Here is a 26,384-nt window from a genome sequence, read left to right on the forward strand (position 1 = left end):
AAAAAACCCAGACCATAATGATCTGGGTTTAAAAGTATAAAAAATAAATTCTTTATTCTTCTTCGTTAGAAGCCGTTGCCTCTTCTGTTACAGCTTCAGTTTCTTCAGCTACTTCTTCTTCAACAACTGGCTCTGCTGCCGCAATACGAGCTTCGTTTACAGCCTTTTCTGCTTCAAGTGCTTTAGCTCTTGCATCAGCTTCTGCTTTAGATAACCCTTCAGCTTTAGCTTCAATTTTAGCAGTTTTTTCTTCCAACCAAGCGTTGAATTTTTCTTCAGCTTGCTCTTCAGTTAAAGCTCCTTTTCTAACACCAACAGCTAAATGCTTTTTAAGCATTGCACCTTTGTAAGACAAAATTGCTTTTGCAGTGTCAGTTGGTTGTGCACCATTTTGCAACCATTTTACAGCTCCGTCAACATCTAATTCGATAGTTGCAGGATTTGTGTTTGGGTTGTAAGCACCTAATTTTTCTAGGTATTTACCATCTCTTTTAGCGCGAGAATCCGCTGCTACGATCCAGTAATAAGGCTTTCCTTTTTTACCGTGTCTTTGTAATCTGATTTTTACAGGCATAATAATTAATTAGTGAGGTTCTCGACCTCTGTTATTAATGAGGGCGCAAAGATAGTATATTTTTTTAATTCTCAAGGCTTTTAACCACTTTAACTGAAAGATTATTACTTTAACCTAAAGAAGAAATGAAGATAAGCTAAGTATAAAAAAATATTATACTTTTGACATTCTTGTTTCGTTATAATTGAAGCAAGCAAAAATTATGCTTTAAAAGATGAAAAAACTTATTCTCTTATCCCTTACTTTTTTAACATTATTCAGTTGCGGTGACGAGGTTCAATTTAATACGCCTGCCTTTCAAGGAGATCGTGCAAATGAACTTTGGAGAGCAAAAGCATTTTCAGCAAGTATTGATGAAAATGGCTTTTTAACCATTACTGGTACTAATAATATTGAAACGGTAAACCTTAGAGTGCCATCTGTGTTTGAAGGTACTTTTGTTGTTGGTAATGTAGATGCTATGGAAGCTGAATATATCGATGGCTTTGGTACACGTTTCTCTACCAATAATAGACCAGACCCAAGTGTCTCAATATATCCAGAGTTAGGTGAAATTGTAATTGAAGAAATAGACGTAGCCAATGCAACCTTTACAGGGACATTTAGATTCTTGGCTTTTGATGCTTCTGGACTAAATTCTGTGGGTTACACCAATGGTATTTTCTTTAAAGTGCCTTTGATATCTGGTACAATACCTACAAATCCTATGACATGTACAGACACTGAAGTGGCAGCGGAAACGGCATTGTTGGCGTATCAAGCGACATTCGATTCTAGTGTAGAATTTGTAGTAAGTGCAGATTTTGAAGCTGCTTGTAATGCTTATAGTGATGCTTTGTTGTCACAAAGAAATTTTTGTGGTGATTCTGATGGATCTATACAAGCTATGATAGATGCTTTAGGGAGTTGCCAAATTAGTTGTGCGCAAGCAACGGATAACAGAGCCGAAGCCGAGGCACAATATAACACGGCTACAATTGGAAATTTTGATGAAAAGTGTGCGCAGTATCTATTTTATCTCCAAGAACAGATTCAATTCTGTGGTGATGATGATGGTAGTATACAGGCAGAGATAGATGCCTTGGATTGTGATGATGATGATGGTGACGGCGTCCCAAATGCATTTGAAGATTTTAATGGTGATGATGATTTAACCAATGATGATACAGATGGTGACGGAACACCTAACTACTTGGATAACGATGACGATGGAGATGGTGTTTTAACAGCGGACGAAGCGGTTGATGTAGATGGAAACCCAATAGACACAGATGGTGATGGTGATGTGGATTATCTAGATAATGATGATGATGGTGATGGTGTATTTACCAATTTTGAAACTGGAGATACAGATGGTAATGGTGTTGCAGACTATTTAGACGATGACGATGATGGAGATACCATATTAACCATTAACGAGAATGCTGACCCTAATTCAGACGGTAATCCAGTGGATGCCTTAGATTCTGATGCCGACGGCACACCAGATTATTTGCAAGCCTAGATAAGCTTAAAAAGACAATAATAATAAGCATTGCTCGAGAGAGTGATGCTTTTTTTGTTAAATAAAGCTAAGCCTTTGTTAAAGATGTTAAATTGTTGGATTTTTCCTACTTTTTAATGTATGTTATATAGTGTTGTGATGTTTAACAATACGCATCCCAAAAGAAAGTATTGAAACTTAAAAACAACAAACCAATTATGACATTTTCAGAAGAAATTTCAAATAAATTAAACGAATTACTGGTAAAGAATTATGATGCCGAAAAAGGCTATCTCAACGCCATCGATAATGTTGATAGCGATAGACTTAAAATGTTCTTTAAAAGAAGAGCATCTGAGCGAAGTGAATTTGCTAAAGAATTGAGAACCGAAATCTTAAGATATGGTGAAGACCCTAAAGATTCAGGAAGCTTTAAAGGTACAGTTCATAGAAATTGGATGAGCCTAAAATCACTCTTTAGTTCTAACAACGAAGAAGCTATTCTAGAAGAAGCCATTAAAGGCGAAAAGGAAAGTTTGGAGTCGTACAACGACTTGTTAGAAGAACGTAACTTACCACCTTCTATAGATAGTTTATTGATTAAGCATAAAAATGCTATTCAAGCAGCTATCAATACAGAGAAGGTCCATGAAGAAATGGTATCATAATTAAAAGACCAACCACAGCAAAAGGGTTGTTATAAATAGTAACTCTTTTTCATTATTATAAGATGCTAATCAATACACATCTAAAACCAAGTATTGAAAATTTAAAAATGAACAAGATTATGAAGTACGAAACAGAAATTACAGATAAATTAAACGAATTAATTGAAAAAAACATGAACGCAAAAGATGGTTATGAAATGGCCATTGATAAAGTAGAAAATAGCGAAGTGAAGAATTTTTTCAAAAACAGGGCAAGAGAACGCGCAAGATTTGTAAAAGATTTGCGAAGCGAAGTTTGGGAAAAAGGAGAGGTTCCTGAAAATTCAGGTAATATCTCAGGAGAATTACATAGAACATGGATGTCTCTAAAAACAGCGTTTTCTTCAAACAATGAAGAAGCCATTTTAGAGGAAACCATCAAAGGTGAAAAATCTAGTTTAGAAGAGTATAATGAAATTCTAAATGAAGGAACCATGCCAATGCCTATAACTAATATTCTAAGAGAGCAACGAAATGCTATTGAAGCAACTGTTGCTAAAGCGAAAAATTTTGAGGTCGTATTATCCTAAAATTAAAGATTAACTGAATTAAAAACCACACGTTTTAGTGTGGTTTTTTTATGTTCAAAACTCATAATAACTTCACTTTAAAAAAGTACAAATTCTATGTAATTTTATGGGCTAACTTTCTGTCACGTTCAGAGTAGTCAAAACGCTTTTTAATTCTTAGTTTACAAGTGCTTCGACTGCGCTCAGCATGACAATTAGGTTATCATTGATAAAAGAATAAAGTATAGTTTCCCTCTTCGCGCCTCTGCGCCTTAGCGAGAAGAAAACTTTGAACTTTAAACTCTAAACTTTTTGAACTCTAGAGCATGTACTTAATATTCGACACCGAAACCACAGGATTACCAAAACGCTGGGATGCGCCTATCACTGATACGGAAAATTGGCCAAGAGCCATCCAGATTGCATGGCAACTACATGATGCTATGGGTAATTGTATTGAGCATCAGGATTATTTAATAAAACCAGAGGGTTTCAATATTCCTTATGACGCTGAAAAAATTCACGGTATTTCAACAGAACTGGCAGCAGAAAAAGGTGTGCCATTGGCTGAGGTTCTGGAAAAATTCAATACCGCTTTGGCTAAAACCAAATTTGTGGTCGGGCAAAATGTTGGTTTCGATTTAAATATTATGGGTGCGGAGTTTGTACGTGAAGATGTTGCAAACCCATTACAAGAATTACCTGTTTTAGATACCTGTACAGAACATACAGCAGAATTATGTAAAATTCCAGGTGGCCGTTACGGGAAATTCAAATTACCAACCTTGACAGAGTTGCACGAATTCCTATTCAACAAACCATTTGCAGAAGCCCACAACGCCACAGCCGATGTTGAGGCAACTACACGTTGCTTTTTGGAACTTATTAGACTTAAGCAATACACCAAAGAACAACTTGATGTTCAACCAGATTATTTTGAAAAGTTTTCTAAGGAAAATCCAAATGAAATTCAGCTGATTGGTTTAAAGCACATCAACTTAAAAAAGGAAAGTGACAAGATCAATGCGCGACTTCAAAAAGAGCAATCACAAGCTGTTCCTACCCAAACCAACAAGCAAGCAGCGGCTCAATTGGCCGATGTGGATTTTGTGCATTTGCATAACCATTCGCAGTTTTCGATTTTACAATCCACTATTAGTATCAAGGATTTAGTGGATGCCGCAGCAAAAGAAAATATGCGAGCTGTGGCGTTAACGGACCATGGAAATATGATGGGCGCATTTCATTTTGTGAGCACAGTTTCCAATCATAATAAAGCAATAAAAGCACAACATGCTGAAGCTGAAGAGGCAGGCGAAGAGAAAAAAGGGCATATTATAAAACCGATAATTGGTTGTGAGTTTTTTGTCTGCGAAAATCATTTAGACAAAACCCGAAAAGACAACGGTTACCAGATCGTGTTGTTGGCTAAATCTAAAAAAGGATATCACAATCTGGCAAAATTGTCATCAGCCGCATTTACGGATGGGTTTTACTATGTGCCGCGAATTGATAAAAAACTGATTGAGCAATACAAGGAAGACTTGATTTGCCTCACAGGAAACCTATACGGAGAAGTGCCAAGTAAGGTATTAAATATTGGCGAAAACCAAGCTGAAGAAGCCTTGCTGTGGTGGAAGGATACCTTTCAAGATGATTTGTATATCGAATTGATGCGTCATAATCAGGAGGATGAAAATCGTGTGAATCCGGTTTTAATTCAATTTGCGCAAAAGCACGATGTGAAATTGGTAGCCACCAACAATACCTATTATGTTGAGCAGGAAAACGCCAACGCACACGACATTCTATTGTGTGTAAAAGATGGCGAAAAACAGGCTACACCAATCGGTCGTGGTCGCGGTTATCGCTACGGATTGCCAAATCAAGAATATTACTTTAAGTCGTCGGAAGAAATGAAAGCTTTGTTTCGGGATGTTCCTGAAGCGATTGTGAATATTCAAGAGGTGGTCGATAAGATTGAGCCTTATGAATTGGCGCGTGATGTATTACTGCCTGCTTTTGATATTCCAGATGAATTCAAGTTTGAAGAAGATGAAGCCGATGGTGGTAAACGAGGTGAAAACGCCTATCTAAAACACCTCACTTACGAAGGTGCAAAAAAACGCTACGGAGAGATTACCCCAGAAATCAAAGAACGTCTCGACTTTGAGTTAAGCGTTATCGAAAACACAGGCTATCCTGGGTACTTCTTGATTGTTGAAGACTTTATTCGCGAAGCACGAAAAATGGATGTGTCCGTTGGGCCAGGACGTGGTTCGGCAGCAGGTTCCGTGGTTGCTTATTGCCTTTGGATTACCAATATTGACCCGATTAAGTACGATTTACTTTTTGAGCGTTTTCTGAATCCAGATCGTGTGAGTATGCCAGATATCGATATCGATTTTGATGATGAAGGTCGTGGTCGCGTGATGCAATATGTGATCGATAAATATGGCGCCAATCAAGTGGCACAGATTATCACGTATGGAACAATGGCTGCAAAGTCATCCATTAGAGATACAGCGCGTGTACTGGATTTACCTTTGAATGAAGCCGACCATATAGCGAAACTGATTCCGAATATGTCTAAACTCGGAAAGATTTTTGGCAAAAGTGAAAAAGAATTGGCGAGCAAATTCCGTTCAGAGGATTTAGAGAAAGTCAATCAGCTACTCAACATTTCAGATGGTTCAGATTTACAAGCCGAAACTGTAAACCAAGCCAGAATCTTGGAAGGTTCAGTAAGAAATACTGGGATTCACGCTTGTGGAGTCATTATCACACCTGGCGATATTACCAATTATGTGCCTGTTTCGGTTGCCAAGGATTCCGATTTGTACGTCACACAGTTTGATAACTCTGTGGTTGAAAGTGCTGGATTGCTGAAGATGGATTTCTTGGGTCTAAAAACGTTGACCTTAATAAAGGATACGGTGAAAATCGTAAAGGCAAAGCACAATATAGATCTCGACCCAGATAGTTTTCCGCTTGATGATGAAAAGACCTACGAACTCTTTCAACGTGGAGAAACGGTTGGGATTTTTCAGTATGAATCGCCAGGTATGCAAAAGCACATGAAGCATTTAAAGCCTACGGTTTTTGATGATTTAATTGCCATGAACGCGCTGTATCGTCCTGGCCCGATGGAATATATTCCGAGTTTTATTAATCGTAAACACGGTAAAGAGGAAATTATTTACGATTTGCCTGAAATGGAAGAATACCTACAGGAAACCTATGGTATTACGGTGTATCAAGAGCAAGTGATGTTGTTGTCCCAAAAATTGGCGGATTTTACCAAAGGTGAAGCCGATGTTTTGAGAAAAGCGATGGGTAAAAAGCAGAAAGCGGTACTTGATAAAATGAAACCAAAATTCATTGAGCAGGCTGCGGCTAAAGGGATGGACAAGGTCAAGCTCGAAAAAATCTGGAAGGATTGGGAAGCCTTTGCAAGTTATGCCTTCAACAAATCGCATAGTACATGCTACGCTTGGATTGCCTACCAAACGGCTTATCTGAAAGCTCATTATCCAGCGGAATATATGGCTGCGGTGCTTTCTAATAATATGAACGATATTAAATCCGTAACCTTCTTTATGGAAGAGTGTAAGCGGATGCGACTACCCGTACTTGGACCAAGTGTCAACGAGAGTTTCTATAAATTTTCGGTAAATAAGGACAATGCGGTACGGTTCGGTATGGGAGCCATAAAAGGTGTAGGTCATGGAGCTGTAAAAACTATTGTGGAAAATCGTAAAAAAGACGGAAATTATAAATCTATTTTTGATTTGGCAAAGCGTATCGATTTGCGAGCTGCCAACAAAAAAGCTTTTGAAGGATTGGCTAATGCAGGCGGATTTGATTGTTTTGAAGATACACATAGAGCACAATATTTTGCCCATGATGGAGATGGGATTACCTTTTTAGAAAAAGCGGTGAAGTATGGTGCCAAACATCAGGAAAATGAAAATTCGGCACAAGTGAGTTTGTTTGGGGAAGCTAGTGATGTACAGATTGCAGAACCACAAGTGCCACCTTGTGAAGATTGGGGAACGATGGAAAAGCTATCGCGCGAAAAGGAAGTAGTTGGTATTTATATTTCGGGTCATCCGTTGGATGATTTTAAAATTGAAATGAAAACCTTTTGCAATGGTAATATTTCAGTTTTCAACGATTTAAATGCGGTTGTAAATCGAGAAATTACCTTTGGTGGTGTGGTTACCGAAGTACAGCATCGTGTGAGTAAGCAAGGCAAGGGTTGGGCGATTTTTACGATTGAAGATTATACGGATAGTCACGACTTTAGGATTTTTGGTGAGGACTATTTAAAGTTCAGGCATTTCTTGGTACAGAATTCCTTTGTTTATGTACGCGCCTATGTAAAGGAAGGTTGGATGAACAGAGAAACGGGTCAAAAAGGAGAGCCAAGGATTCAGTTTAATAACTTTCAGTTGTTGCACGATGTTATGGATGCCTATGCCAAAAAGTTGTCCATTCAATTAAATATAGATGATTTGGAAAAAGACACGGTTTCAAACTTGCAAGACTTGCTTGGTATGCATATAGGCAATCATAACCTCAATTTTGTGGTCTATGACCAATCTGAAAAATTAAAGTTGAATATGCCAAGCCGAAAACAGAAGGTAAAGATTTCGCAAGAGCTGTTGAATGAGCTACATGAGTTGGATGTTCGGTATAAGTTGAATTGAGAATTTTTGGTGAATTTATTACGTCAATATGGCAATAATCAAATGAAATACTGCCATTGTAAGGTTTGGCAAAATTTTTGACTAATTTTGTGTAAACGAAGTAGAATACAATTAAAATAAATATTATGGCATTAGAAATAACAGATGCAACATTTGAAGAAACAGTATTAAAGAGTGATAAACCGGTAATGGTAGATTTTTGGGCAGCGTGGTGCGGACCTTGCCGTATGGTTGGGCCAATCATTGACGAGATTAGCACAGAGTACGAAGGAAAAGCTGTAGTTGGTAAGGTTGATGTAGATGCAAATCAAGAATTTGCTGCTAAATACGGAGTAAGAAACATACCAACAGTATTGGTTTTTAAAGATGGTGAAGTCGTAGGCCGACAAGTAGGTGTTGCACCAAAGAACGCTTATTCAGAAGCTATCGATGCACTTTTATAGTCGATATTCAAATAAGTTCTAAAAGAAATGATAAAAGGTTTGCCATTACGGCGAACCTTTTTTAGTTTAGACGTATAGCGCGAAGCACGAAGCACGAAGCACGAAGCACGAAGCACGAAGCACGAAGCTAAAATAATGCCTTCTGGTAGGGAAGGTTAGGATGGGCTTATGGATTTACAATTAGAATTAAATAAAGCAGGCGGTTTTAAAAACCTAGAATTACTCGCCAAGCAAGTAGTAGAGGGTTTTATTGCTGGCATGCATAAAAGTCCGTTTCATGGGTTTTCGGCAGAATTTGCTGAACATAAGATTTACAATCAAGGTGAAAGTACCAAACACATCGATTGGAAACTCTATGCCAAAACCGATCGTTTGTACACCAAGCGCTATGATGAGGAAACCAATCTACGTTGTCACTTAATTGTGGATAATAGTACTTCGATGCACTATCCAGAATCGGCAGGTACAACAATTGATAATCTCAATAAAATTGCATTTTCGGCATTGGCAAGCGCATCCTTGATGCATATTCTAAAAAAACAGCGTGATGCGGTTGGGTTGAGTATTTATAGTGATACTTATGATTTTTATGCACCTGAAAAAGGGAGCGAGCGGCACCATAGAATGTTGCTGAGCAAATTAGGTGAAGCTGTAGTTGCTAAGCCAGAGTCCAAAACCACCGAAACCTATACCTATTTGCACCAGATAGCAGAGAAGGTTCATCGCAGGTCTTTGATATTTTTGTTTACGGACATGTTTCAAACCTCTGAAGACGATGAGAAGTTGTTTGAGGCTTTAAGACATCTAAAACACAATAAGCACGAAGTGGTTTTATTTCATATATATGATAAAGCTAAAGAATTGACTTTTCAGTTTGATAATAGACCTAAGCGTTTTATAGATGTGGAAACAGGTGATTTTATCAATTTATATCCAGATAACATCAAGGAAAATTATGAAAAGGCTGTAAAAGATTACTTTGACAACCTAAAATTGAAATGCGGACAGTACAGAATAAAGTATGTTGAGGCGGACATTAATAAGGGCTTTAACCAGATACTCACCACATATATGATAGAGCGGCAAAAATTTGTGTAAATAAATCTCTATTTTTTTAATTTTTTGTTTGCGGAATTAAAAATGCAATGTATATTTGCCCTCGCAATTATGCAACGGTCTGGTAGTTCAGCTGGTTAGAATATCTGCCTGTCACGCAGGGGGTCGCGGGTTCGAGTCCCGTCCAGACCGCAAAAATTGCTTAAAAGCTCTGAGAAATTGGAGCTTTTTCAATATAAAGACGTTGTGTTGTGCTCAGAGTAACATCTGAGTCTTAGTAGAAATCCAATTTATTGGATATTTACCAATGAAAGGCTTTCCTTTTTTCTGAATAAGAAAATCGGGATGCTTTTTTGTTTTTATAGAATTTTTTAAAAAAATATTGTACTATCTTAGTTTAATAACGATACAGGTATCTTTTTTTTGTATATTAGGTGTATTCTTGTGTGACTCAACTTTAAAGAAATCTCTTAACTGCCCACCCTAAAGGCGGAATATTTGTATTGTGTCCTATGAAAAAAGATAAAGCCCCAGGCAAAAACCCTAACCCTTCTAATACTATTTTTAGTCAAAATAGTATATACTCAAAAATTTTTCATAACAACCCAACACCTCATACCCTCGCAAAAAAGAGTGATAGAACCTTAGTTGATGTTAACGAAGCATGGGAAAAATTTACAGGCTATAAAAAAGAAGAGGTTTTAGGGCATACTGTTGAGAATTTAGAGCTTATTTGTTTAAGTGAGGCCAATTCTATTAGGGCGTTTTTAGCGGATCAGGAAATCCTCAAATCATACGAGCTAGAAGTGATTAAAAAAAATGGTGACACCACCTATGGATTGGCAACCTTTCAATTAGTCAATTTGGGAGGGGAAGATTTTGTGCAGTCCTCAATTTTAGATATTAGTGCACTAAAGCATACCGAGAACCAGCTTCAGGTGTCCAAAAACTTTTCTGAGTCTGTATTAGATAGTATGCATGAAGGCCTTATTGTATTAAATGCAGACCTCACTTGTATCCGCGTAAATAAGGCTTATCTTGATATGACTGGGTATAAAGAGTCTGAAATTGTGGGTACAAAACAGCCTTTTCCTCATTGGCCACCTGAGCACTATAAAACCTTTAGAAAATACGTAAGTTTAGGTCTGCAAGGTGTTTTCAATAAAAGTCAACTCACATTTAAGAAGGCAAATGGTGACCGTTTTGAGGCAGCGGTAGCAAATGCAAAAATTACCAATAGCCAAGAAGAAACCATTGGTTATGTGTCAACTTTTGTAGATATATCAGAGCGGCTAAAATTTCAGAATGAGTTAAAGGATAAATCAGAGAGAGCTTTAAATAGAAAAAATGTCATTCTCAAACTGGTAAATCTAATAGGTGAAGATTTTGATAAGGTCTTAAAAAACATAATCTCAAGTGCCGCTCAAGCATTAGAAGTAAAACGAGTTAGTATTTGGAAATTTAATGAGGATGAGACCCAAATACACTGTCTAAGTGCTTATCATTTACAAGGAGATGAATTTAAAAATAGTGAAGAGCTCGAAACAAAGAACTATCCTAACTATTTTAAAAAACTGTACGATAAAAAAATTGTAAAAATCAATGATTGTGCAAATAGTGACTTTAATAATGATTACAAAAATAGTTACTTAGACAAATTTGGTATCACTTCCATGCTCGATGTTTTTGTTAAAGGCCTTAAGAAACCTTTTGGTGTACTCTGTTTTGAGCATTTAGATGACATAAGGGAGTGGACACCAGAAGAAGAACAATTTGCTACAACTGTTGCAGGTTTAGTGTCATTGGCCATTGAGAATGCCGAAAGAACAAAAATTCAGAAAAAGCTAATTGAGACAAACAAAAAATTGTCTTTAGCGAATACTGATTTAAACCAGCTAAAAAAAGAACTGGAGCAACAAAACGTATATTTAAGAGAAGAAATAAACTTAGTCTTTAATTATGAAGAAATGGTCTATGGTAGTGCGGCCTTTAGCCAGGTGCTTACTGATGTAGAAAAAGTGGCTGAAACAGATGCTACGGTGCTGCTATTGGGTGAGTCTGGTACAGGGAAAGAGCTTATAGCCAGAGCAATCCATAACATTAGTGGTAGAAAATACAAACCAATTATTAAAGTTAATTGCGCTGCAATACCTAAAGAGTTAATTGAGAGTGAATTGTTTGGTCATAAAAAAGGATCGTTTACGGGTGCATTAAATGATAAAGAAGGTAAATTTAAACTCGCAGACGGAGGTACATTGTTCTTAGATGAAATTGGGGAATTGCCTTTAGACATGCAGCCTAAACTACTACGCGCAATACAAGAGCACGAAATAGAACCGATAGGTAGTTCTAAGGTACAAAAAGTAAACTTAAGAATAGTTGCAGCTACCAATAGAAATTTAGACAAGGAGGTTAAAAAGAAAAAATTTAGGGAAGACCTTTATTTTAGGCTCAATGTATTCCCAATAAATATACCACCGCTTAGACAAAGACCAGAAGATATACCTATTTTAATAGAGCATTTTGTGGACAAGTTTTGTAAAAAATACAATAAGAAAATCAAGTACATTCCACAAGATACAAGACATGCCTTATACAACTATGATTGGCCTGGTAATGTTAGAGAATTGGAAAACTTGGTGGAGCGCGCTGTTATATTGACTAATACAGAAACCCTGTTTGTACCAGGATTCAAGTCTTCAGAAAAACCTACTCCTATACATTCTGCAACACTTAGCTTGGACGACGTACAAAGAATGCATATAGTACAGACTTTAGAGCAGTGTAACTGGAAAATCGACGGATCCCAAGGCGCTGCTCAAATTTTAGACATTAAACCAAGCACATTAAGAGATAGAATGAAAAAGCTTGGAATTAAAAAACCGTAGTCACGGTATTCCGCGGATTGCGTTTTCCGTAAAGTAGTCCCACGGTATATCGTGGGTAGGTTAATTTGCAGGAAAATATTTAAATCTTTTCAAATCAACAATTTAGAACTTTATTGTGCTTAAATTTTGTATTTGGCACGTCTTTGGCAATATATAAAGCGAGTTTAAAAAATTATATGCCAATTACATTATCATATGACTTTAATATAGTTAGATTTTGGACAGAAAGTAATATACTTTTCTGTCAGTTTTTAAATACTGATCTCAATTACAAGTTAACGGATAGAGATATGGAGCGTTTTTTAAAAGCAATTGAAGATTTAACTAAGGAAAAGTGTATGCCATTAGTGGTAGATCTGAGAAATGTGGTTTGTAATTTTACTGTAGAGGCTTTTAAATTATTGGCAATAAATGAAAGTTTTTGCCAACGCATAACTTTTGAAGCCTTTGTTACAAACTCAATAAAAGGAAAACTCTTGGTTCTCGCTTATAAAAGAATCTTTGAGCCTAAAAAACCTTTTAAAATATTTGATGACGTAGAAAAAGCCGTACAATATTATACGGAAGAAAAAAAGAATGTATGCAAGCCCCAAAACTTGAAAAGTTCAACCTAAAAGGACAAAACGCTAATATTTTAAATACTCTAGATGACCACCTCATAATATCTGTAAACGATAAATTTGGTCGAGTTATTTATGTCAATGATAACTTTTGTGATCTTGTTGGCGCATCTAGAAATCTTATCCTCGGAGAGGAAAATGAAATTTTAAAATCGCATTTACACACCAATAAAGTATACAAAAACTTGTGGAAAACCTTAAAAAAGGGTGACGTATGGAAAGGTGTACTGTTTCATAAAATTTCAGAATCTAGACACTATTGGTTGCAAACCACAGTATATCCAATAAAAGATAAAAAAGATTGTATTACTAAATATCTTTCCGTCTATAATGATATTACCGATTATTACCAAAATCAAAACATAGATACTACTGTTGCGCTAGGAGAAAAAGTTGAGTTTAAAAATTTAGAGAAAGTTATCCTTTCTGTTAATAAAAGAGCTAAAATAATTAGGGCACAGAGCACATCTTTAAATAAGGACTACGACGAACTGGTTGGGTCTTATATCTACGATTTTATTGATATAGCTTATCACGATGCCATAAAATCTAAAATCGCTGAGGTGTTTAATGAGAAAAAATCTAGTGATTTTCAATTTGCTAGATGCCAAGACAGCTATAATAAAGAACTTTATTTATCAGACGTACAGCCTATTTTAGATAAATACGATGAGGTGTCTTATGCTAAAATCACTACTGAGCTTAAAACTAAGAATGTAAATATTTTAAGAGAGCTAAACGATATCCAAACCAAGTATAAAAATATCCTAAAGTCACATAACTTAGGAATCGTTGTTGTAACAGATAGTAATGGTATTATAAAAGAATGGAACAAAGGCGCTGAAGTTGCATTTGGCTATAAAGAAGATGAAGTTATAGGAAGATGCTTTTCTATGCTCATTTCCAAACCGCAGATAGAGACAGGTGTAAGAGAGTTGCTTAAGATTAAAAATGACGTAGGTAATGTTAGAGAAGGCGATACTTTAGAAATGAATGCGCTTAAAAAAGATGGGAGAGCGTTTCCTGTAGAATTTGCTGTAAACGGATGGTTCTGCGGAAAGGAGCATTTCTTATCAGTATTTATGATAGACGTCACCGAACGAAAAAGCCTTGAAAATCGCCTACGACAAAAAACCAGGGATCTTGAGCTTTTTTTATATAGATCTGCACACGATCTCAAAGCACCATTAACCTCGGCAGAAGGTTTGTTAGCATTAATAAAAGAGGAAAATATTGATAGTAGCACTGCAGAATTAGTAGATTTATTAAGCATGAGTCTTCAAAAAGGAAAATTACTTTTTGATAATCTTGCATTTGCCTCATCGATATCACAGAAGAAATTAGACGTAAGTGCCATCAACTTTAAGAAAGAAATTGAAAAATCTATTGAATCACTTAGCGGGCTTGATGGTTTTGATGAAATTGGTTTCAAAATAAATGTAAAGCAAACCAAACGCTTTTATTCGAGTAAAGAGCTGCTAAACTCTGTATTTCAAAATTTAATTCAGAATGCCATCAATTATAAAAAAACTTTGTCTGCAAATTATAAACCCCTTATTAAAATAAATGTAGAACAACACGCAAACACTATAGATATAGTCATCTCAGATAATGGGCTGGGTATACGAAAAGAGAACCAAGATAAAGTGTTTGACCTTTATTATAGAGTTAGCAACGAAGGTGTACAAGGTACTGGCTTAGGTCTTTACATAGTTAAATGTATCATAGAAGATCTAAACGGAACCATAAGTTTAGATAGTAATGTTGCCAATGGCACAACTTTTAAAATAACAATCCCCAATTTACCTAAAAAAAAGTAGTATGATTTCTAATATAATGCTTATAGACGATAACAAAATAGATTTGTTTATATGTAAAAAAATAATTGAGAAGTATGATCCGGAGATTAAAACCAGAAATTTTACTAATGGAATTTCAGCGCTCAATTATTTAAAGCTATGTCGTTTAAGCAGCAAGTCCAAAACCTTGCTGCCTCCAGATCTGATATTGCTCGATATTAATATGCCTCAAATGAACGGCTTTCAGTTTATAGAGGAGTTAAAGAAACAAGAACTAAATCTTGCTCAATTGCCTAAAATCTATATGCTCTCATCGTCACTATACCCTGAGGATATCCTAAATGCAGACAACAATCCTTATTGTTCGGGATATTTAAATAAACCGCTCACTGTTGAAGGTTTTTCTAGTATTTGCAACACGGCCTCAAATAGCAAGAGATTTAGAGGTTCTTATCTGAAATTAATCTAAAATAACCTAACCCAAATGTACTATGAAAACACACTACTATCTAATCACCACAATCTTAACGGTTTGTGTAACGTCCTTAAATGCCCAAATCAGTAATCATGGCGACTTAAAAATCGTTAGTGGTACCGACGTTAAGTTTACAGACGAGTATGTAAACAATGGCAACCATAACTCTGATGGCAATTTGCAATTAAACAACAATTTTATTAATAATGGTAGTACAGTCGCAAATTCCGGAACAACATTTTTTAAAAGTGCTACCAACAATTTAATTCAAATTTCAGGCACTGCTGATACGGTTAATTTTTACAATTTAGAGCTAGATGTAACAGCGGCAAATACTAAAGGTGTCCGGGTAGAGGACAACAGGGTTCTTAACCTGCAAAATTCACTGTACTTAAAAAATGGAGATTTGAGGTTGATGGGCGAGTCACAACTTATACAAATGCATTCTGGTTCAAACACAAATACATTTGGTGCTGGAAAATTGCTAAAGGATCAGCAAGGTGAGAGCTCGGTTTATAAATATAATTATTGGTCTTCACCAGTAAACCGAAGCGCTGTTTTTTCAATAGCCAGTTGTTTGTTTGATGGTTCTGACGCTGACTTAAACCCTTTTAGCCCACAGGCTATTAATTTAAATAACGGTGCGCCTTATAACGGTCTCCCTTCTGTAACTGATGTGAGCGGAAATGTCACTAATGCGCTTACCATAAATAAATATTGGCTATATACCTATATGTTTGGCAATGGCTCTTATGCAGATTGGTTGCATATAGATGAAAACACAACGTTAAATCCCGGGCAAGGATACACCATGAAAGGCACAGGTACATCATCTTCGTATCAAAATTATGTGTTTTATGGTGAACCCAATAACGGTGATTATACTTTTACCATAAATTCTGGTGAGCATGCCCTTTTAGGCAATCCGTATCCATCCGCTTTGGATGCAGATCAATTTTTAACCGACAACGCTAGCGTTGTTGATGCGCTATATTTTTGGGTTGATGGAGGCTCTACGTCTCATTATTTAACAGATTATCTGGGCGGTTATGGTGTAAAGAACCTAACAGGTGGAACACCACCTTCAGTAGCATCACCATTAATCTACGGAATAGGAACTTCTGGCTCAGTGACCTCGCCAACACAATATGTTTCTGTAGGTCAAGGATTTTTTGTACAGGCGTCTTCCAATGGTACAATTCAATTCAATAATGCACAACGGGCGTATAAAACAGAGTCTTCAACGGAAACTACTTTCTATCGATTAAATAGCAACGCTAATGACTTAAATAAATACATAAGAATAGGTTACGAAAATCCTGGAGGGTTTCATAGACAGTTGCTGCTAGGGTTCTTACCCAATTCTGGAGCAAATCTCGATTATAACATGGGCTACGATGCCAAAATGTTTGATCTAAGGGATAATGATGCTTATTTCATTATTGAAGACAATGATGATCTACAATATGTAATACAAGGTGTTGGAGAATTTGCTACGCAAATGGAGTTTCCGCTAGGGATAAAAATTTCAGAACTGGGTAATCATAAAATCACTATAGATGCTCTGGAGAATTTCAACCATTCGGTTTATCTACGAGATACCTATACCAATACGGAAATTGACTTAACAGCGTCTGACTATGAATTTAGTTTGCCAATAGGTGTTTACAACAACAGGTTTGTTATAGCCTTTGAAGCTCTAAATGATCTTCATATTGACGATAATAGCCTAAAGATGTTACAGGTGTTTTATAACGGTTCAGAGTCTATAGTGGTTAAGAACGACAAAAATATTCACATAGACCGTATTGAAATCTACAACACATTAGGTCAATTAGTTTTAGAAAAACAAGATAATCTAAATAACAATAGCACTATTACCATACCATTTGCTCATCCAAACGGAATCTATATAGTGGACGTAAAAAGTGACAACACCCAAAAATCTACTAAAATCTTAAAATATTAATTATGAAAAATCTTAACCAAACTTTAATCTTTATTAAATGCCTTGTCGCCTTATTCATTAGCATTAATAGCTTTGCCCAAGTGGGTATAGGCACACTCACTCCAGATGAATCTTCCATGCTAGATGTGAGCTCTACCTCAAAAGGAATGTTGGCACCAAGAATGACTAGTGTCCAAAGAATTGCCATATCAAACCCTGCTAACGGACTACTGGTATACGACACTACAGAAAATTCGTTTTACTATTATAGCTCTAGCCAGTGGGTAAATCTCAAATCTAAAACGCGAGACAATTACAAATTAATAAAATCGGTTGCTGACTTAAGTGAGGAACTAACAGCAGGAGGTGGCTCAAAATACCTACTCTCAGAAAACACTTTTTATGAAATCAATGGTACAATAAATTTGGCCTATCCTATAGATATTAATAACGCTTTTATATCTGGAAGGGATACCTACGAAGATGTTTTGTTAAAAACCGGAGGTACAATGTTTGTTAGTACAAAAGGCGGTCTTATTAAAAATACAACCCTAGTTGCTGCTGGTGGTACTGTATTTAATCTCTCGGGCACAACTACCGATAATCTTATAATAAGGGATGCTGTTATTGCTAATTCTAATGCGGTAGGTACTATATCTGGCTTTCAATTGGTATTTATGAGCATTGTGCAATTTGCTGGTAATTCAGGTGGTATTACTTATACGGATATCGATGATCTTTTAATAAGTAATACAGCGTGGCAATCTACTAATTCTGGCGTTTTTGAAACTTATTCTGGGACTTTTGCTTTTATTCAAAAACAAGGTGGCTACATGTTAATTGATGGCACTGATGTTGGTATAGATGTTAGCAGTAACCCAACAGTTAACAATGCTGTATTAACAGGAGTCAGTTTCTCTGGCACAAGTAGTCAGTACATAGATGGCTATAGTGTAGGGTCATATTCTGGATATAATTTTGATAATTCTTGGACGGTTAATTGTCCTGGTATACCAGTAGAATCTGATGAGGTAAGTAGTGGTAATATTTATTATGACGGAACTATAACCACTGGATTTGTTCAATCGACTACTGACAACAACCCATTTAACCTTAGGGGTAATGGAAATAGTAATAGTACAACATTGGTTAATGAATTACGGACCATGTCTACCCAAGACAATAGAATTACCTACACTGGTGATAAAACAAGGACATTTCAGCTTAGTGCTGCGCTGTCCATTAGAGGCAACTCGGGTGTAGGAGATTATTATGCCTTTTTTATAAGAAAAAATGGTACAACAACACTTACTGAAACAAATACCTTAATGAGAGTAAATAATACTTCAGATATATCAAGTAACGCTATTTCTGGTACTGTAGAACTTGCTCCCAATGATTATATTGAAATCTGGGGACAAAGATTAACAGGTTCTGGAACAACCTCAATTACTGTTTTTTCATTAAACTTAAGTATAAATTAGAACGAATTATAACTCATCAAAACCCTTAACAGAATAATTGTGCATAACAATTTGTTTTTTTAGTGTTAGTTATGAAGCCCCAATTGAGTTGGGGCTTTGTTTTTATAGTAATAAAAGTAATAAATTTAGTATTTAATCGATAAAAAAATACATTTTATCGATGATTTAGTTGTTAATCTTTCAAATAATTATATATTCGTTCTCCCTCGTTAAAGTTGTTTCAGCTTTAATTTAATCCATTTTACTTATAGACTTTCTGTTTAGAAAACATCCCTCGTTTTTATTTTAGTACAATTTTAGGCTTAAACCTAAAGAATAGTTAATTATCCATTCCCTCCCTCAATGTAACGACAGTCGTTACGCAATTTTAATATTGACTATTTAATAAACCCTAAATTGATACTTATGAAAACCCTAAAAATTACTTTAGCCTTAGTTGCAATTGCTATGTTAACTGTGTCTGGTGTACAATCAGATCAAAATGACTATGTAGATGCTAAGACCATAAAGCAAGAAACTAAAATTAACTTGATCGCTCATGGTAAAGTAAAAAAATTAAAAATGCCTAGTCAAGGATAATATTTTAAGTTTTAAAATGATACAAGCCCATAGCAATTTGTTATGGGCTTTTTATATGTATGTAATTTTTTTATTTCTTCATTAAAAAACTCTAAATTTGATTCTATACCAACGCCATAAAATTCTTGAAATCTAAACTTTTCTTTTTTTGTTTTCTATTTTTAACATTGCCTTTGGCAGCCCAGGAAAGTTTTGCTCTACTTGATTCGATAAGAGAATACAATAAATCATTTAATGATAATTCTTTATCAGCAAAAGAAAGACTTAATTTTGCAAAAAAGGCCAGTGAACTTTCAAAGCGATCTAATATTGATTCACTTATTTTACGCTCTAACAGAAACTTGAGCTATGCGCATTTAATTAATGGTGATTACGTAAAATTTAAAGATCAGACCACAAATAATCTAAAATTGGCTAGAAAAATAATTGATTCCTCAGCCATTGCATTTTCGGCTCAAAATTTAGGCTGGTATTATTATCAAATAGGAGGTGACAACACTACCGCTTATGCTTATTTAGTTGAAGCACTAAGATATTTTGACAATTTAGGTAATTTACAGAAAAAAGCTGAAGTTTTATATGCAATTGCTGCAATTCAAAATCAAGAAAAGGATTATCTAGGGAGTGAACAGAATGCTGTTGAAGCATTAAAAATTTTCAATAAATTAAACAACATAGATAAGGCTTTAGACAGGTATCTGGTTCTTAGTCTTCTGGGTAGTTTGTCTTATAAGTTAGAGAATTACGATAAGTCAATTGATTATCATAACCAAGCCATTGAGCTTACAAGAAAAATAGATGGAGGTAATGACTTGTTGTTGGATTCACAAAACGATTTGGCACTACCATATCGTGCAAAAGGAGATTATGATAAGGCTTTAGAAATTTATGAGGATTTAGCAAATAATGAAAATCTAAAAAAAAACGATCTAGTATTTCACGCTTTAATTTTGGATAACTATGCTTTTACAAAATTTTTATCAGGAAATTATAATTATTCTACATTAGAAAAAGATTTTAAAAGCGCTCTAAAAATCGCAGACAGTTTAGGAGATCCTTATACAAAATTAGCAGTATCTATAGATTTGGCGAAATTTTATAAAGCCAATAACCGTTTGGATTCTTCGCTTATCTATTCTAGACAGAGTTACAAGATTTCAAAAGACATATCCATTAACGATCTTTATTTAGAGTCTATGTTGCTTTTGGCAACTTTAACCAAGGGAGAAGAAAGTAAGAATTATTTAGAAGAACATATTAAGCTTACGGACAGCTTGTTAAAGGAAGAAAGAAATGTTAGAAATAAATATGCTAGAATTGAATTTGAAACCGACCAACTAGAAGCCGAAAATGAGCAAATATCTAAAGAAAACCTGTACCTAGTCTTTTTGTCAATTGGACTTTTGTTAACAGCGGTACTCGTTTTCATTGTGATATCCCAACGCGCTAAAAACAGAAAATTAAAACTCATACAGGTTCAACAAAAGGCAAATGAAGATATTTATAACCTTATGCTTGGGCAACAGGATAAGGTAGACGAAGCCAGAACTCAAGAGAAAAAAAGAATTTCAGAAGAATTACATGATGGTGTGCTTGGGCGTCTTTTCGGTACGCGACTTAGTTTAGACAGCATTAATTTTAAAGATGGTAAAGAAGCGATGATGACCAGAGCCAATTACATTGGTCAGCTTAAAAGTATAGAAGAAGATATCCGAAAAATATCTCATGAGTTAAATACGGATTTTGTTTCGGGTACTGGGTTCATGGATATTGTTTCAGAGCTTATTGAGAATCAGACTCAAGCTTATGGCTTAACATACGATTTTGATTATACGGACGATATTAACTGGGATTCTGTATCCAATAAAACCAAAATTAATATCTACAGAATTATTCAAGAGTCCATGCAGAATATCTACAAACATGCTAATGCTAAAGCCATTAAAATTAGCATTTCGTTAGAAAAAAATGTAATTTGCCTAGACATCATTGACGATGGGGAGGGATTTGACACATCAAAGAACAAAAAAGGAATTGGTTTAAAAAATATGACTTCTCGTGTAGAAGACATTAATGGAAAAATTACCTTTACCTCTCAATCTGGTAATGGTACAATTGTTAATGTTAAGATTCCCTACTCAAACCAATCGACATGAAACATATTAATATCCTTATGGTAGATGATCACCCTATAATTATTGAGGGCTACCAAAATGTGTTAATGGCAACAAAAGAAGACGACCAAACATTGCTTATTGACACTGCTAATAACTGTGACACAGCACAATTAATGATCAATAGAGCATCAAAGGATACGCCTTACGATGTTTGTTTTTTTGATATTAGCTTACCACCATCAGAGGATGGTAAATACGCTTCGGGCGAAGACCTTGCCCTTTTGGCAAAAAAAGTTTTACCGGAGGCCAAAATTATTATTCTGACCATGTTCAACGAATCGTTTAGGATTCATAATATCATAAAAGAAATAAACCCAGACGGTTTTCTTATAAAAAGTGACTTAACATCCATGGAGCTGGCAGATGCATTTCAGCAAATTTTAAAGTATCCACCATATTACAGTAGTACTGTAAGTAATTATGTAAAAAAGACCATTACTAGCGAAATATACGTGGATGATGTTAATAGAAAAATTCTACATTTATTATCTCAAGGGATAAAAACCAAAAGCCTTAGTGAGTATATCCCATTATCAACAAGTGCCATAGAAAAACGAAAAAAGCAACTTAAGCTATTATTTTCAGTAACAGATGGTAAGGACGAAAGTTTGTTGCAAGAAGCACGAGAAAAAGGGTATTTGTAAAAAAAACAGCGTTTTCTACTGCTAAATAAAACTTCCCAAAGGCTCGCCAATGCTGAAAACTACGGTTTTTCCGCATCAAGTCTATGGTTTTTCCACAACAAAAATTTAAAGTGCTTACTTATATTTATCCCAAGTCAACAAGAATTAATTAATCCCTCTTAAGTAATTGTTGAGTTAATAGCAAGAAAACTAAACCTAGTTACACGCGTTGTAACTAGGTTTTTTACTTTTTAGAACCAACTGGCATTATGCTCAGAAAGTTTTACTATAAAGAAGCCTAAGAATATTATGGCCACAATAAACTTTAAAAAAGTAGAAGCTATAAACCCTAAGAACGATCCAAATGCTGCCTTAAGTGCTTTTTCCATATCATTTCTGTGAATCATCTCTCCGATAAGGGCTCCAACAAATGGACCGATAATGATTCCAAATGGAATTGGAGAAAGTATACCTATAATTAAGCCCAGAGTTGTACCAATCATACCAGCTCTACTGCCACCAAAGCGTTTGGTTCCCAACGCCGGAATTATATAATCTAGCACATATATAAAAATGGCGACCAAGAGCGTAACTATTAAAAACGTCTGACTCATTTGTACACCTTCTGTAAAATGTAAAACCAAAAGACCAACCCAACTAGTGAGCGGACCAGGCAATACAGGTAAAAAACTACCTAATATTCCTAATATCATTAAAAGTAGTGCGACAAGCACTAAAAATAATTCCATATAATTAATTTAAATTCAATTATAAGACGCAAGAAGCAAGCTAAAGTTACATTTATCAACTAAAAATTTAGTTTAAACTAAATTTTTAGTTATATTAGCAGTGTTAATCTAAAAATCATGAAACAACTCACAAAAGCAGAAGAGGAAATAATGCAAGCACTTTGGCAATTAAAAAAAGCCAATGTAAAATCGGTAATCGAGATTTTACCAGAACCAAAACCTGCCTATAATACCGTATCAACTATTATAAGGATTCTAGAATCCAAAGGATTTGTGGACTACGAAAAGCAAGGGAAAGGACATCTCTACTTTCCTGTTGTACCCAAAGACGCCTATAGTAATCAATCAATAAATAAGCTTGTCGATAATTATTTTCAAGGGTCATTTAAAAGTATGGTATCGTTTTTTGTACAAAAGAACGATGTGGATGTTGAGGATATTGAAACCTTGTTGAACGAAATTAACAAAAGCAAATAATTATGCTCTATACAATTTTTCAAATTATAGCATTTCAGGCACTATTTCTATTGGTGTACGATTTGTTTTTAAAGCGCGAAACCTTCTTTAATTACAATAGGGCTTATTTGTTGCTTACTGCCATAGTCTCATTTGTTTTGCCGTTTCTTAAGTTTCCTGAACTTAAAAAAATGACAACTCAAAACGTTGTAATACAGCTGCCAGAAGTTTTTATTGGTACAAAAGCATCACCAATTTCAGAAATACAAATTGCAGAGACCGCAGGCAAAATAATGGAACAGCCCAAAACACCAATTTGGCAATATGTGTTTTGGATTGGGCTTATCATTGCCACCTTGGTTTTTGTATATAAAATTGTAAAACTGTATTGGCTTAAGGAAAATAGCCCTAAGCGTTGGCAAGGCAATATTTTGGTTGTGAGGTTAATAAAAAGCAGCGCTGCCTTTTCATTTTTCAACACTGTTTTTTTAGGAGAAAAAATTCCCGATTCCGAAAAAACAACAATTTATAAGCACGAGTTAGTGCACGTAGAAGAGTTGCATACGCTCGACTTGCTATTTTTTGAATTACTAAGAATTGTCTTTTGGTTTAACCCGTTAATCTACATCTATCAAAATAGAATAAAAGAGCTGCACGAGTTTATAGCAGATGCTAAGGCAGTAAAACAAAATGGCAAAGCGGAATATTATCAAAGTTTATTAAATCAAATGTTCGATACAAATAATGTGTCGTTTACCAATACATTTTTCAAAAAATCATTAATCAAAAAACGAATAGCTATGTTACAAAAATCAAAATCAAGACAGCTGAATTTAATCAAGTATGCGCTGTTGATTCCACTAGTTTTTGGGATGTTAATCTATACTTCAACAGAAGTTAGGGCCCAGGAAAAAACAGAAACAAAAAATGAGGCCAATCAAGAATTGACGGATGAACAACTTATACAATCGTACTATGACGAAATACTTAAAATGAAAGAAGAGGGTATTTCAGTTGTTGAAATTTCAGATTATACTGGCTTTACAATTAAGAATTCTGATGTGTATATCCGGTCTAAAGAGAATTATTTAAAGTCTATTGCTTTTATGCAACATATGGCCGATGCTTTAATTAAAAGAAAGTCTGAAGACGGTACGCTCACAGATAAGGATTATGAAACCGCTAAAAACATGACTTTGAATAAGCATCAGTCCTATAAGGAATACAGAGAGTGGAAAAAAACTGATGAAGCCAAAAAACTTTGGGAATCAAATGCAAAAGATGGGGAATTAAGATTTGTAGTAAACGATTTTAAGAACAAGACAGCCAAAGAACAAAAACGTTTTGATGAGCTTTTGGGAAAATTGCATGATGATGACAATTTTTATAAACTTACAGTTTGTGAAATGGTGGGAGTTTCTAAGATAGAGCTATATGATAATTCAGATGAAGATACCAAAGAAATAGAAGTAGTAGAAGAAAACATAGAAGTCCCGTTCTTAGTTATCGAAGAAGTGCCAACACTTCCTAAATGTTTGGATTTGACTAATAATAAAGAAAGAAAATATTGTTTAAGTGATTTTGTAAATAAGCATGTCAACAAAAATTTCAATACCGATTTAGCTCATGGCTTACCACCAGGTAGGAAACGAGTTTTTGTACAGTTTAAGATTGACAAAGAAGGAAAGGTTAAAGATATTATTGCCAGAGGGCCAAGCGAAGCTTTAGAGGTAGAGGCTAAACGCGTAATAGGCATGTTACCGCAATTTATTCCAGGGAGACAAAAAGGGAAATTGGTTACGGTACCTTATTCTTTACCGATTGTTTTTGAAGTGAAGGATGATGCTAAAAGGTTAAATGAATTAATTCAGGAACGTGACAATCTTTTGCAAAATGCAAATGCTGATAAAAACCCTGTAATAATACAATTAAATCAACAGATTAATGCTTTAAAAACAAAACTCAAGGATACGTTAGATAGTTTCAGAGCAAAAAATTACGATAAGTTTATTGAGCGTTTGGAAACTAAGGCTCAAAGAGATTCAGTAGAATTTATACCAAGTGAATATAAGAAAACAAAACCTGAAAATGAGACAGAGCCGTGGACTACTGTAGAAGTAGCTCCTGTTCATCCAAATTGTAACCCTATTTCCTCAGAATCAGACAGCAAAGAGTGTACTACAAGTGCAATAAATAAACATATAGGCAAAAATTTTAATATGAATTTTGCCAAATCTTTAAATTTAACGGCAGGTAAAAAAAGAATTTTTGTTCAATTTAAAATAGATAAAGAAGGTCTTATTTCAAATATTATTGCTAGGGGCCCACATCCAAAATTAGAAGAAGAAGCAGTGAGAGTGTTGAAGTTATTGCCACAATTTACCCCAGGAAAGAAAGATGGTGAAACCGTAGATGTAGCCTATTCTATCCCAATAATTTTTCAAATTGTAAACACAAAAAATGATTAGTAAATCCTATATTAATATTGGGTAATGCCAACATTTTCAAAAGTAGAGTCCACTTATGTCTTATTAGATAAAAAATTGTACATTTCGGTATCAGAAGAAACGTGATAATGAACCGAATTGCTTGTCTCTTTTTAATTATTCTCTTTACATCTTGCGATTATTTTGAAAAGCAAAAAGTAGATTCAGAAGATTTGCTTGAGGAAGAATTGCAAACCTTCAATTGGAACGATGTAGATACCTATCCTACGTTTAGTAGTTGCGACTCCATTACTGCAAAGGAAGAGAGTAGAGCTTGTTTTCAGAACACACTATTATCTCATGTTAATCAATATCTGGCAGATCAAAACATTGTAGTTTCAGATGATGTCAACGATACTATTCGTTTAAAACTTGTTATAGATAACAAAGGGCTTTTAGAAGTTGATAGTATGGTGATAAAGCCAGAAACACAATTTCAAATTCCGGAAATAGATAGCCTACTACGTCAAAGCTTAAAAGATATTCCTAAAATCTTTCCAGCAATTAAACGTGGGCAACAAGTTACCACAGCTTTTGAGTTGCCTGTGATAGTTAAGATTGAATAGGTATAGTAAGCAGTAAGCAGTAAGCAGTTACTTTGTTTTTCTAACTACTT

Annotated in this window: 20 protein-coding genes and 1 tRNA gene; 19 read left to right on the forward strand and 2 right to left on the reverse strand. The window is 35.1% G+C overall.

All coding sequences use genetic code 11. The features are described from left to right. Positions 1-52: 52 nt before the first annotated feature. Entirely contained in the window at positions 53-574 is a 522-nt protein-coding gene (locus tag F1003_RS05250) for a 30S ribosomal protein S16 (RefSeq protein ID WP_155088169.1), read from the reverse strand. A 214-nt stretch (positions 575-788) separates the two neighbouring features. Here F1003_RS05250 and F1003_RS05255 point away from each other — a divergent pair, with 214 nt between their 5' ends. The 16 genes from F1003_RS05255 to F1003_RS05330 all read left to right on the forward strand — a co-directional run bounded on the left by F1003_RS05255 (position 789) and on the right by F1003_RS05330 (position 22,098). After that, complete coding sequence (locus F1003_RS05255; protein ID WP_155088170.1) at positions 789-2,078, forward strand: DUF6252 domain-containing protein; 1,290 nt, start codon at positions 789-791, stop codon at positions 2,076-2,078. A gap of 197 nt (positions 2,079-2,275) precedes the next feature. Further along, positions 2,276-2,725 (forward strand): ferritin-like domain-containing protein, encoded by a 450-nt coding sequence (locus tag F1003_RS05260; protein ID WP_155088615.1) that lies wholly within the window; start codon positions 2,276-2,278, stop codon positions 2,723-2,725. Between the two features lie 119 nt (positions 2,726-2,844). After that, on the forward strand, positions 2,845-3,294 hold the full coding sequence (locus tag F1003_RS05265) for a ferritin-like domain-containing protein (RefSeq protein ID WP_155088171.1): 450 nt from the start codon (positions 2,845-2,847) through the stop codon (positions 3,292-3,294). 305 nt (positions 3,295-3,599) lie between these two features. Beyond that, positions 3,600-7,985, forward strand: coding sequence for a DNA polymerase III subunit alpha (gene dnaE, locus F1003_RS05270; protein WP_155088172.1), 4,386 nt, complete (start codon positions 3,600-3,602; stop codon positions 7,983-7,985). A gap of 125 nt (positions 7,986-8,110) precedes the next feature. After that, positions 8,111-8,428: a thioredoxin gene (trxA, locus tag F1003_RS05275; protein WP_155088173.1), complete on the forward strand. Its 318-nt coding sequence runs from the start codon at positions 8,111-8,113 to the stop codon at positions 8,426-8,428. Between the two features lie 168 nt (positions 8,429-8,596). Continuing rightward, complete coding sequence (locus tag F1003_RS05280; protein ID WP_155088174.1) at positions 8,597-9,526, forward strand: DUF58 domain-containing protein; 930 nt, start codon at positions 8,597-8,599, stop codon at positions 9,524-9,526. A gap of 76 nt (positions 9,527-9,602) precedes the next feature. Continuing rightward, a tRNA-Asp gene (locus F1003_RS05285) sits at positions 9,603-9,676 on the forward strand. A 320-nt stretch (positions 9,677-9,996) separates the two neighbouring features. Beyond that, positions 9,997-12,372, forward strand: coding sequence for a sigma 54-interacting transcriptional regulator (locus F1003_RS05290; RefSeq protein WP_155088175.1), 2,376 nt, complete (start codon positions 9,997-9,999; stop codon positions 12,370-12,372). A gap of 176 nt (positions 12,373-12,548) precedes the next feature. Further along, complete coding sequence (locus F1003_RS05295; protein ID WP_155088176.1) at positions 12,549-12,986, forward strand: DUF7793 family protein; 438 nt, start codon at positions 12,549-12,551, stop codon at positions 12,984-12,986. Then, a complete protein-coding gene (locus F1003_RS05300) occupies positions 12,953-14,812 on the forward strand; it encodes a sensor histidine kinase (protein ID WP_155088177.1) in 1,860 nt (619 codons plus the stop codon). The genes F1003_RS05295 and F1003_RS05300 overlap by 34 nt, the downstream gene beginning before the upstream one ends. 1 nt (position 14,813) lies before the next feature. After that, positions 14,814-15,260: a response regulator gene (locus F1003_RS05305; protein ID WP_155088178.1), complete on the forward strand. Its 447-nt coding sequence runs from the start codon at positions 14,814-14,816 to the stop codon at positions 15,258-15,260. Between the two features lie 22 nt (positions 15,261-15,282). Next, the gene (locus tag F1003_RS05310) at positions 15,283-17,235 is read left to right on the forward strand and encodes a DUF8693 domain-containing protein (RefSeq protein ID WP_155088179.1); all 1,953 of its coding nucleotides are present in this window, start codon (positions 15,283-15,285) and stop codon (positions 17,233-17,235) included. 2 nt (positions 17,236-17,237) lie between these two features. After that, positions 17,238-18,698 (forward strand): phage tail-like protein, encoded by a 1,461-nt coding sequence (locus F1003_RS05315; RefSeq protein WP_155088180.1) that lies wholly within the window; start codon positions 17,238-17,240, stop codon positions 18,696-18,698. A gap of 405 nt (positions 18,699-19,103) precedes the next feature. Beyond that, positions 19,104-19,277, forward strand: a complete 174-nt coding sequence (locus F1003_RS05320; protein ID WP_155088181.1) for a hypothetical protein — start codon at positions 19,104-19,106, stop codon at positions 19,275-19,277. A gap of 173 nt (positions 19,278-19,450) precedes the next feature. After that, a complete protein-coding gene (locus F1003_RS05325; RefSeq protein WP_162306904.1) occupies positions 19,451-21,433 on the forward strand; it encodes an ATP-binding protein in 1,983 nt (660 codons plus the stop codon). Continuing rightward, positions 21,430-22,098 (forward strand): response regulator, encoded by a 669-nt coding sequence (locus F1003_RS05330; protein WP_155088183.1) that lies wholly within the window; start codon positions 21,430-21,432, stop codon positions 22,096-22,098. Before F1003_RS05325 ends, F1003_RS05330 begins: the two co-directional genes overlap by 4 nt. A 230-nt stretch (positions 22,099-22,328) precedes the next feature. Here the strand turns inward: F1003_RS05330 and F1003_RS05335 are convergent, their stop codons facing one another. Further along, complete coding sequence (locus F1003_RS05335; protein ID WP_155088184.1) at positions 22,329-22,826, reverse strand: DUF456 domain-containing protein; 498 nt, start codon at positions 22,824-22,826, stop codon at positions 22,329-22,331. A gap of 117 nt (positions 22,827-22,943) precedes the next feature. Here F1003_RS05335 and F1003_RS05340 point away from each other — a divergent pair, with 117 nt between their 5' ends. The 3 genes from F1003_RS05340 (at position 22,944) to F1003_RS05350 (ending at position 26,334) form a co-directional block, all read left to right on the forward strand. Then, on the forward strand, positions 22,944-23,303 hold the full coding sequence (locus F1003_RS05340) for a BlaI/MecI/CopY family transcriptional regulator (RefSeq protein WP_155088185.1): 360 nt from the start codon (positions 22,944-22,946) through the stop codon (positions 23,301-23,303). Between the two features lie 2 nt (positions 23,304-23,305). Further along, positions 23,306-25,750, forward strand: coding sequence for an energy transducer TonB (locus F1003_RS17830; RefSeq protein WP_155088186.1), 2,445 nt, complete (start codon positions 23,306-23,308; stop codon positions 25,748-25,750). A gap of 107 nt (positions 25,751-25,857) precedes the next feature. Beyond that, on the forward strand, positions 25,858-26,334 hold the full coding sequence (locus tag F1003_RS05350; protein WP_155088187.1) for a hypothetical protein: 477 nt from the start codon (positions 25,858-25,860) through the stop codon (positions 26,332-26,334). Positions 26,335-26,384: the final 50 nt, after the last annotated feature.

This window comes from Winogradskyella ouciana, assembly GCF_009709615.1.
Taxonomy (GTDB): Bacteria; Bacteroidota; Bacteroidia; order Flavobacteriales; family Flavobacteriaceae; genus Winogradskyella; species Winogradskyella ouciana.

Coding starts and splice junctions, on each gene's coding strand:
- F1003_RS05300 (WP_155088177.1), top strand. CDS start 12,953: ATGCAAGCCCCAAAACTTGAAAAGTTCAACCTAAAAGGACAAAACGCT.
- trxA (WP_155088173.1), top strand. CDS start 8,111: ATGGCATTAGAAATAACAGATGCAACATTTGAAGAAACAGTATTAAAG.
- F1003_RS05260 (WP_155088615.1), top strand. CDS start 2,276: ATGACATTTTCAGAAGAAATTTCAAATAAATTAAACGAATTACTGGTA.
- F1003_RS05265 (WP_155088171.1), top strand. CDS start 2,845: ATGAAGTACGAAACAGAAATTACAGATAAATTAAACGAATTAATTGAA.
- F1003_RS05310 (WP_155088179.1), top strand. CDS start 15,283: ATGAAAACACACTACTATCTAATCACCACAATCTTAACGGTTTGTGTA.
- F1003_RS05330 (WP_155088183.1), top strand. CDS start 21,430: ATGAAACATATTAATATCCTTATGGTAGATGATCACCCTATAATTATT.
- F1003_RS05350 (WP_155088187.1), top strand. CDS start 25,858: ATGAACCGAATTGCTTGTCTCTTTTTAATTATTCTCTTTACATCTTGC.
- F1003_RS05340 (WP_155088185.1), top strand. CDS start 22,944: ATGAAACAACTCACAAAAGCAGAAGAGGAAATAATGCAAGCACTTTGG.
- F1003_RS05295 (WP_155088176.1), top strand. CDS start 12,549: ATGCCAATTACATTATCATATGACTTTAATATAGTTAGATTTTGGACA.
- F1003_RS17830 (WP_155088186.1), top strand. CDS start 23,306: ATGCTCTATACAATTTTTCAAATTATAGCATTTCAGGCACTATTTCTA.
- F1003_RS05255 (WP_155088170.1), top strand. CDS start 789: ATGAAAAAACTTATTCTCTTATCCCTTACTTTTTTAACATTATTCAGT.
- F1003_RS05250 (WP_155088169.1), bottom strand. CDS start 574: ATGCCTGTAAAAATCAGATTACAAAGACACGGTAAAAAAGGAAAGCCT.
- F1003_RS05305 (WP_155088178.1), top strand. CDS start 14,814: ATGATTTCTAATATAATGCTTATAGACGATAACAAAATAGATTTGTTT.
- F1003_RS05320 (WP_155088181.1), top strand. CDS start 19,104: ATGAAAACCCTAAAAATTACTTTAGCCTTAGTTGCAATTGCTATGTTA.
- F1003_RS05315 (WP_155088180.1), top strand. CDS start 17,238: ATGAAAAATCTTAACCAAACTTTAATCTTTATTAAATGCCTTGTCGCC.
- F1003_RS05335 (WP_155088184.1), bottom strand. CDS start 22,826: ATGGAATTATTTTTAGTGCTTGTCGCACTACTTTTAATGATATTAGGA.
- F1003_RS05280 (WP_155088174.1), top strand. CDS start 8,597: ATGGATTTACAATTAGAATTAAATAAAGCAGGCGGTTTTAAAAACCTA.
- dnaE (WP_155088172.1), top strand. CDS start 3,600: ATGTACTTAATATTCGACACCGAAACCACAGGATTACCAAAACGCTGG.
- F1003_RS05290 (WP_155088175.1), top strand. CDS start 9,997: ATGAAAAAAGATAAAGCCCCAGGCAAAAACCCTAACCCTTCTAATACT.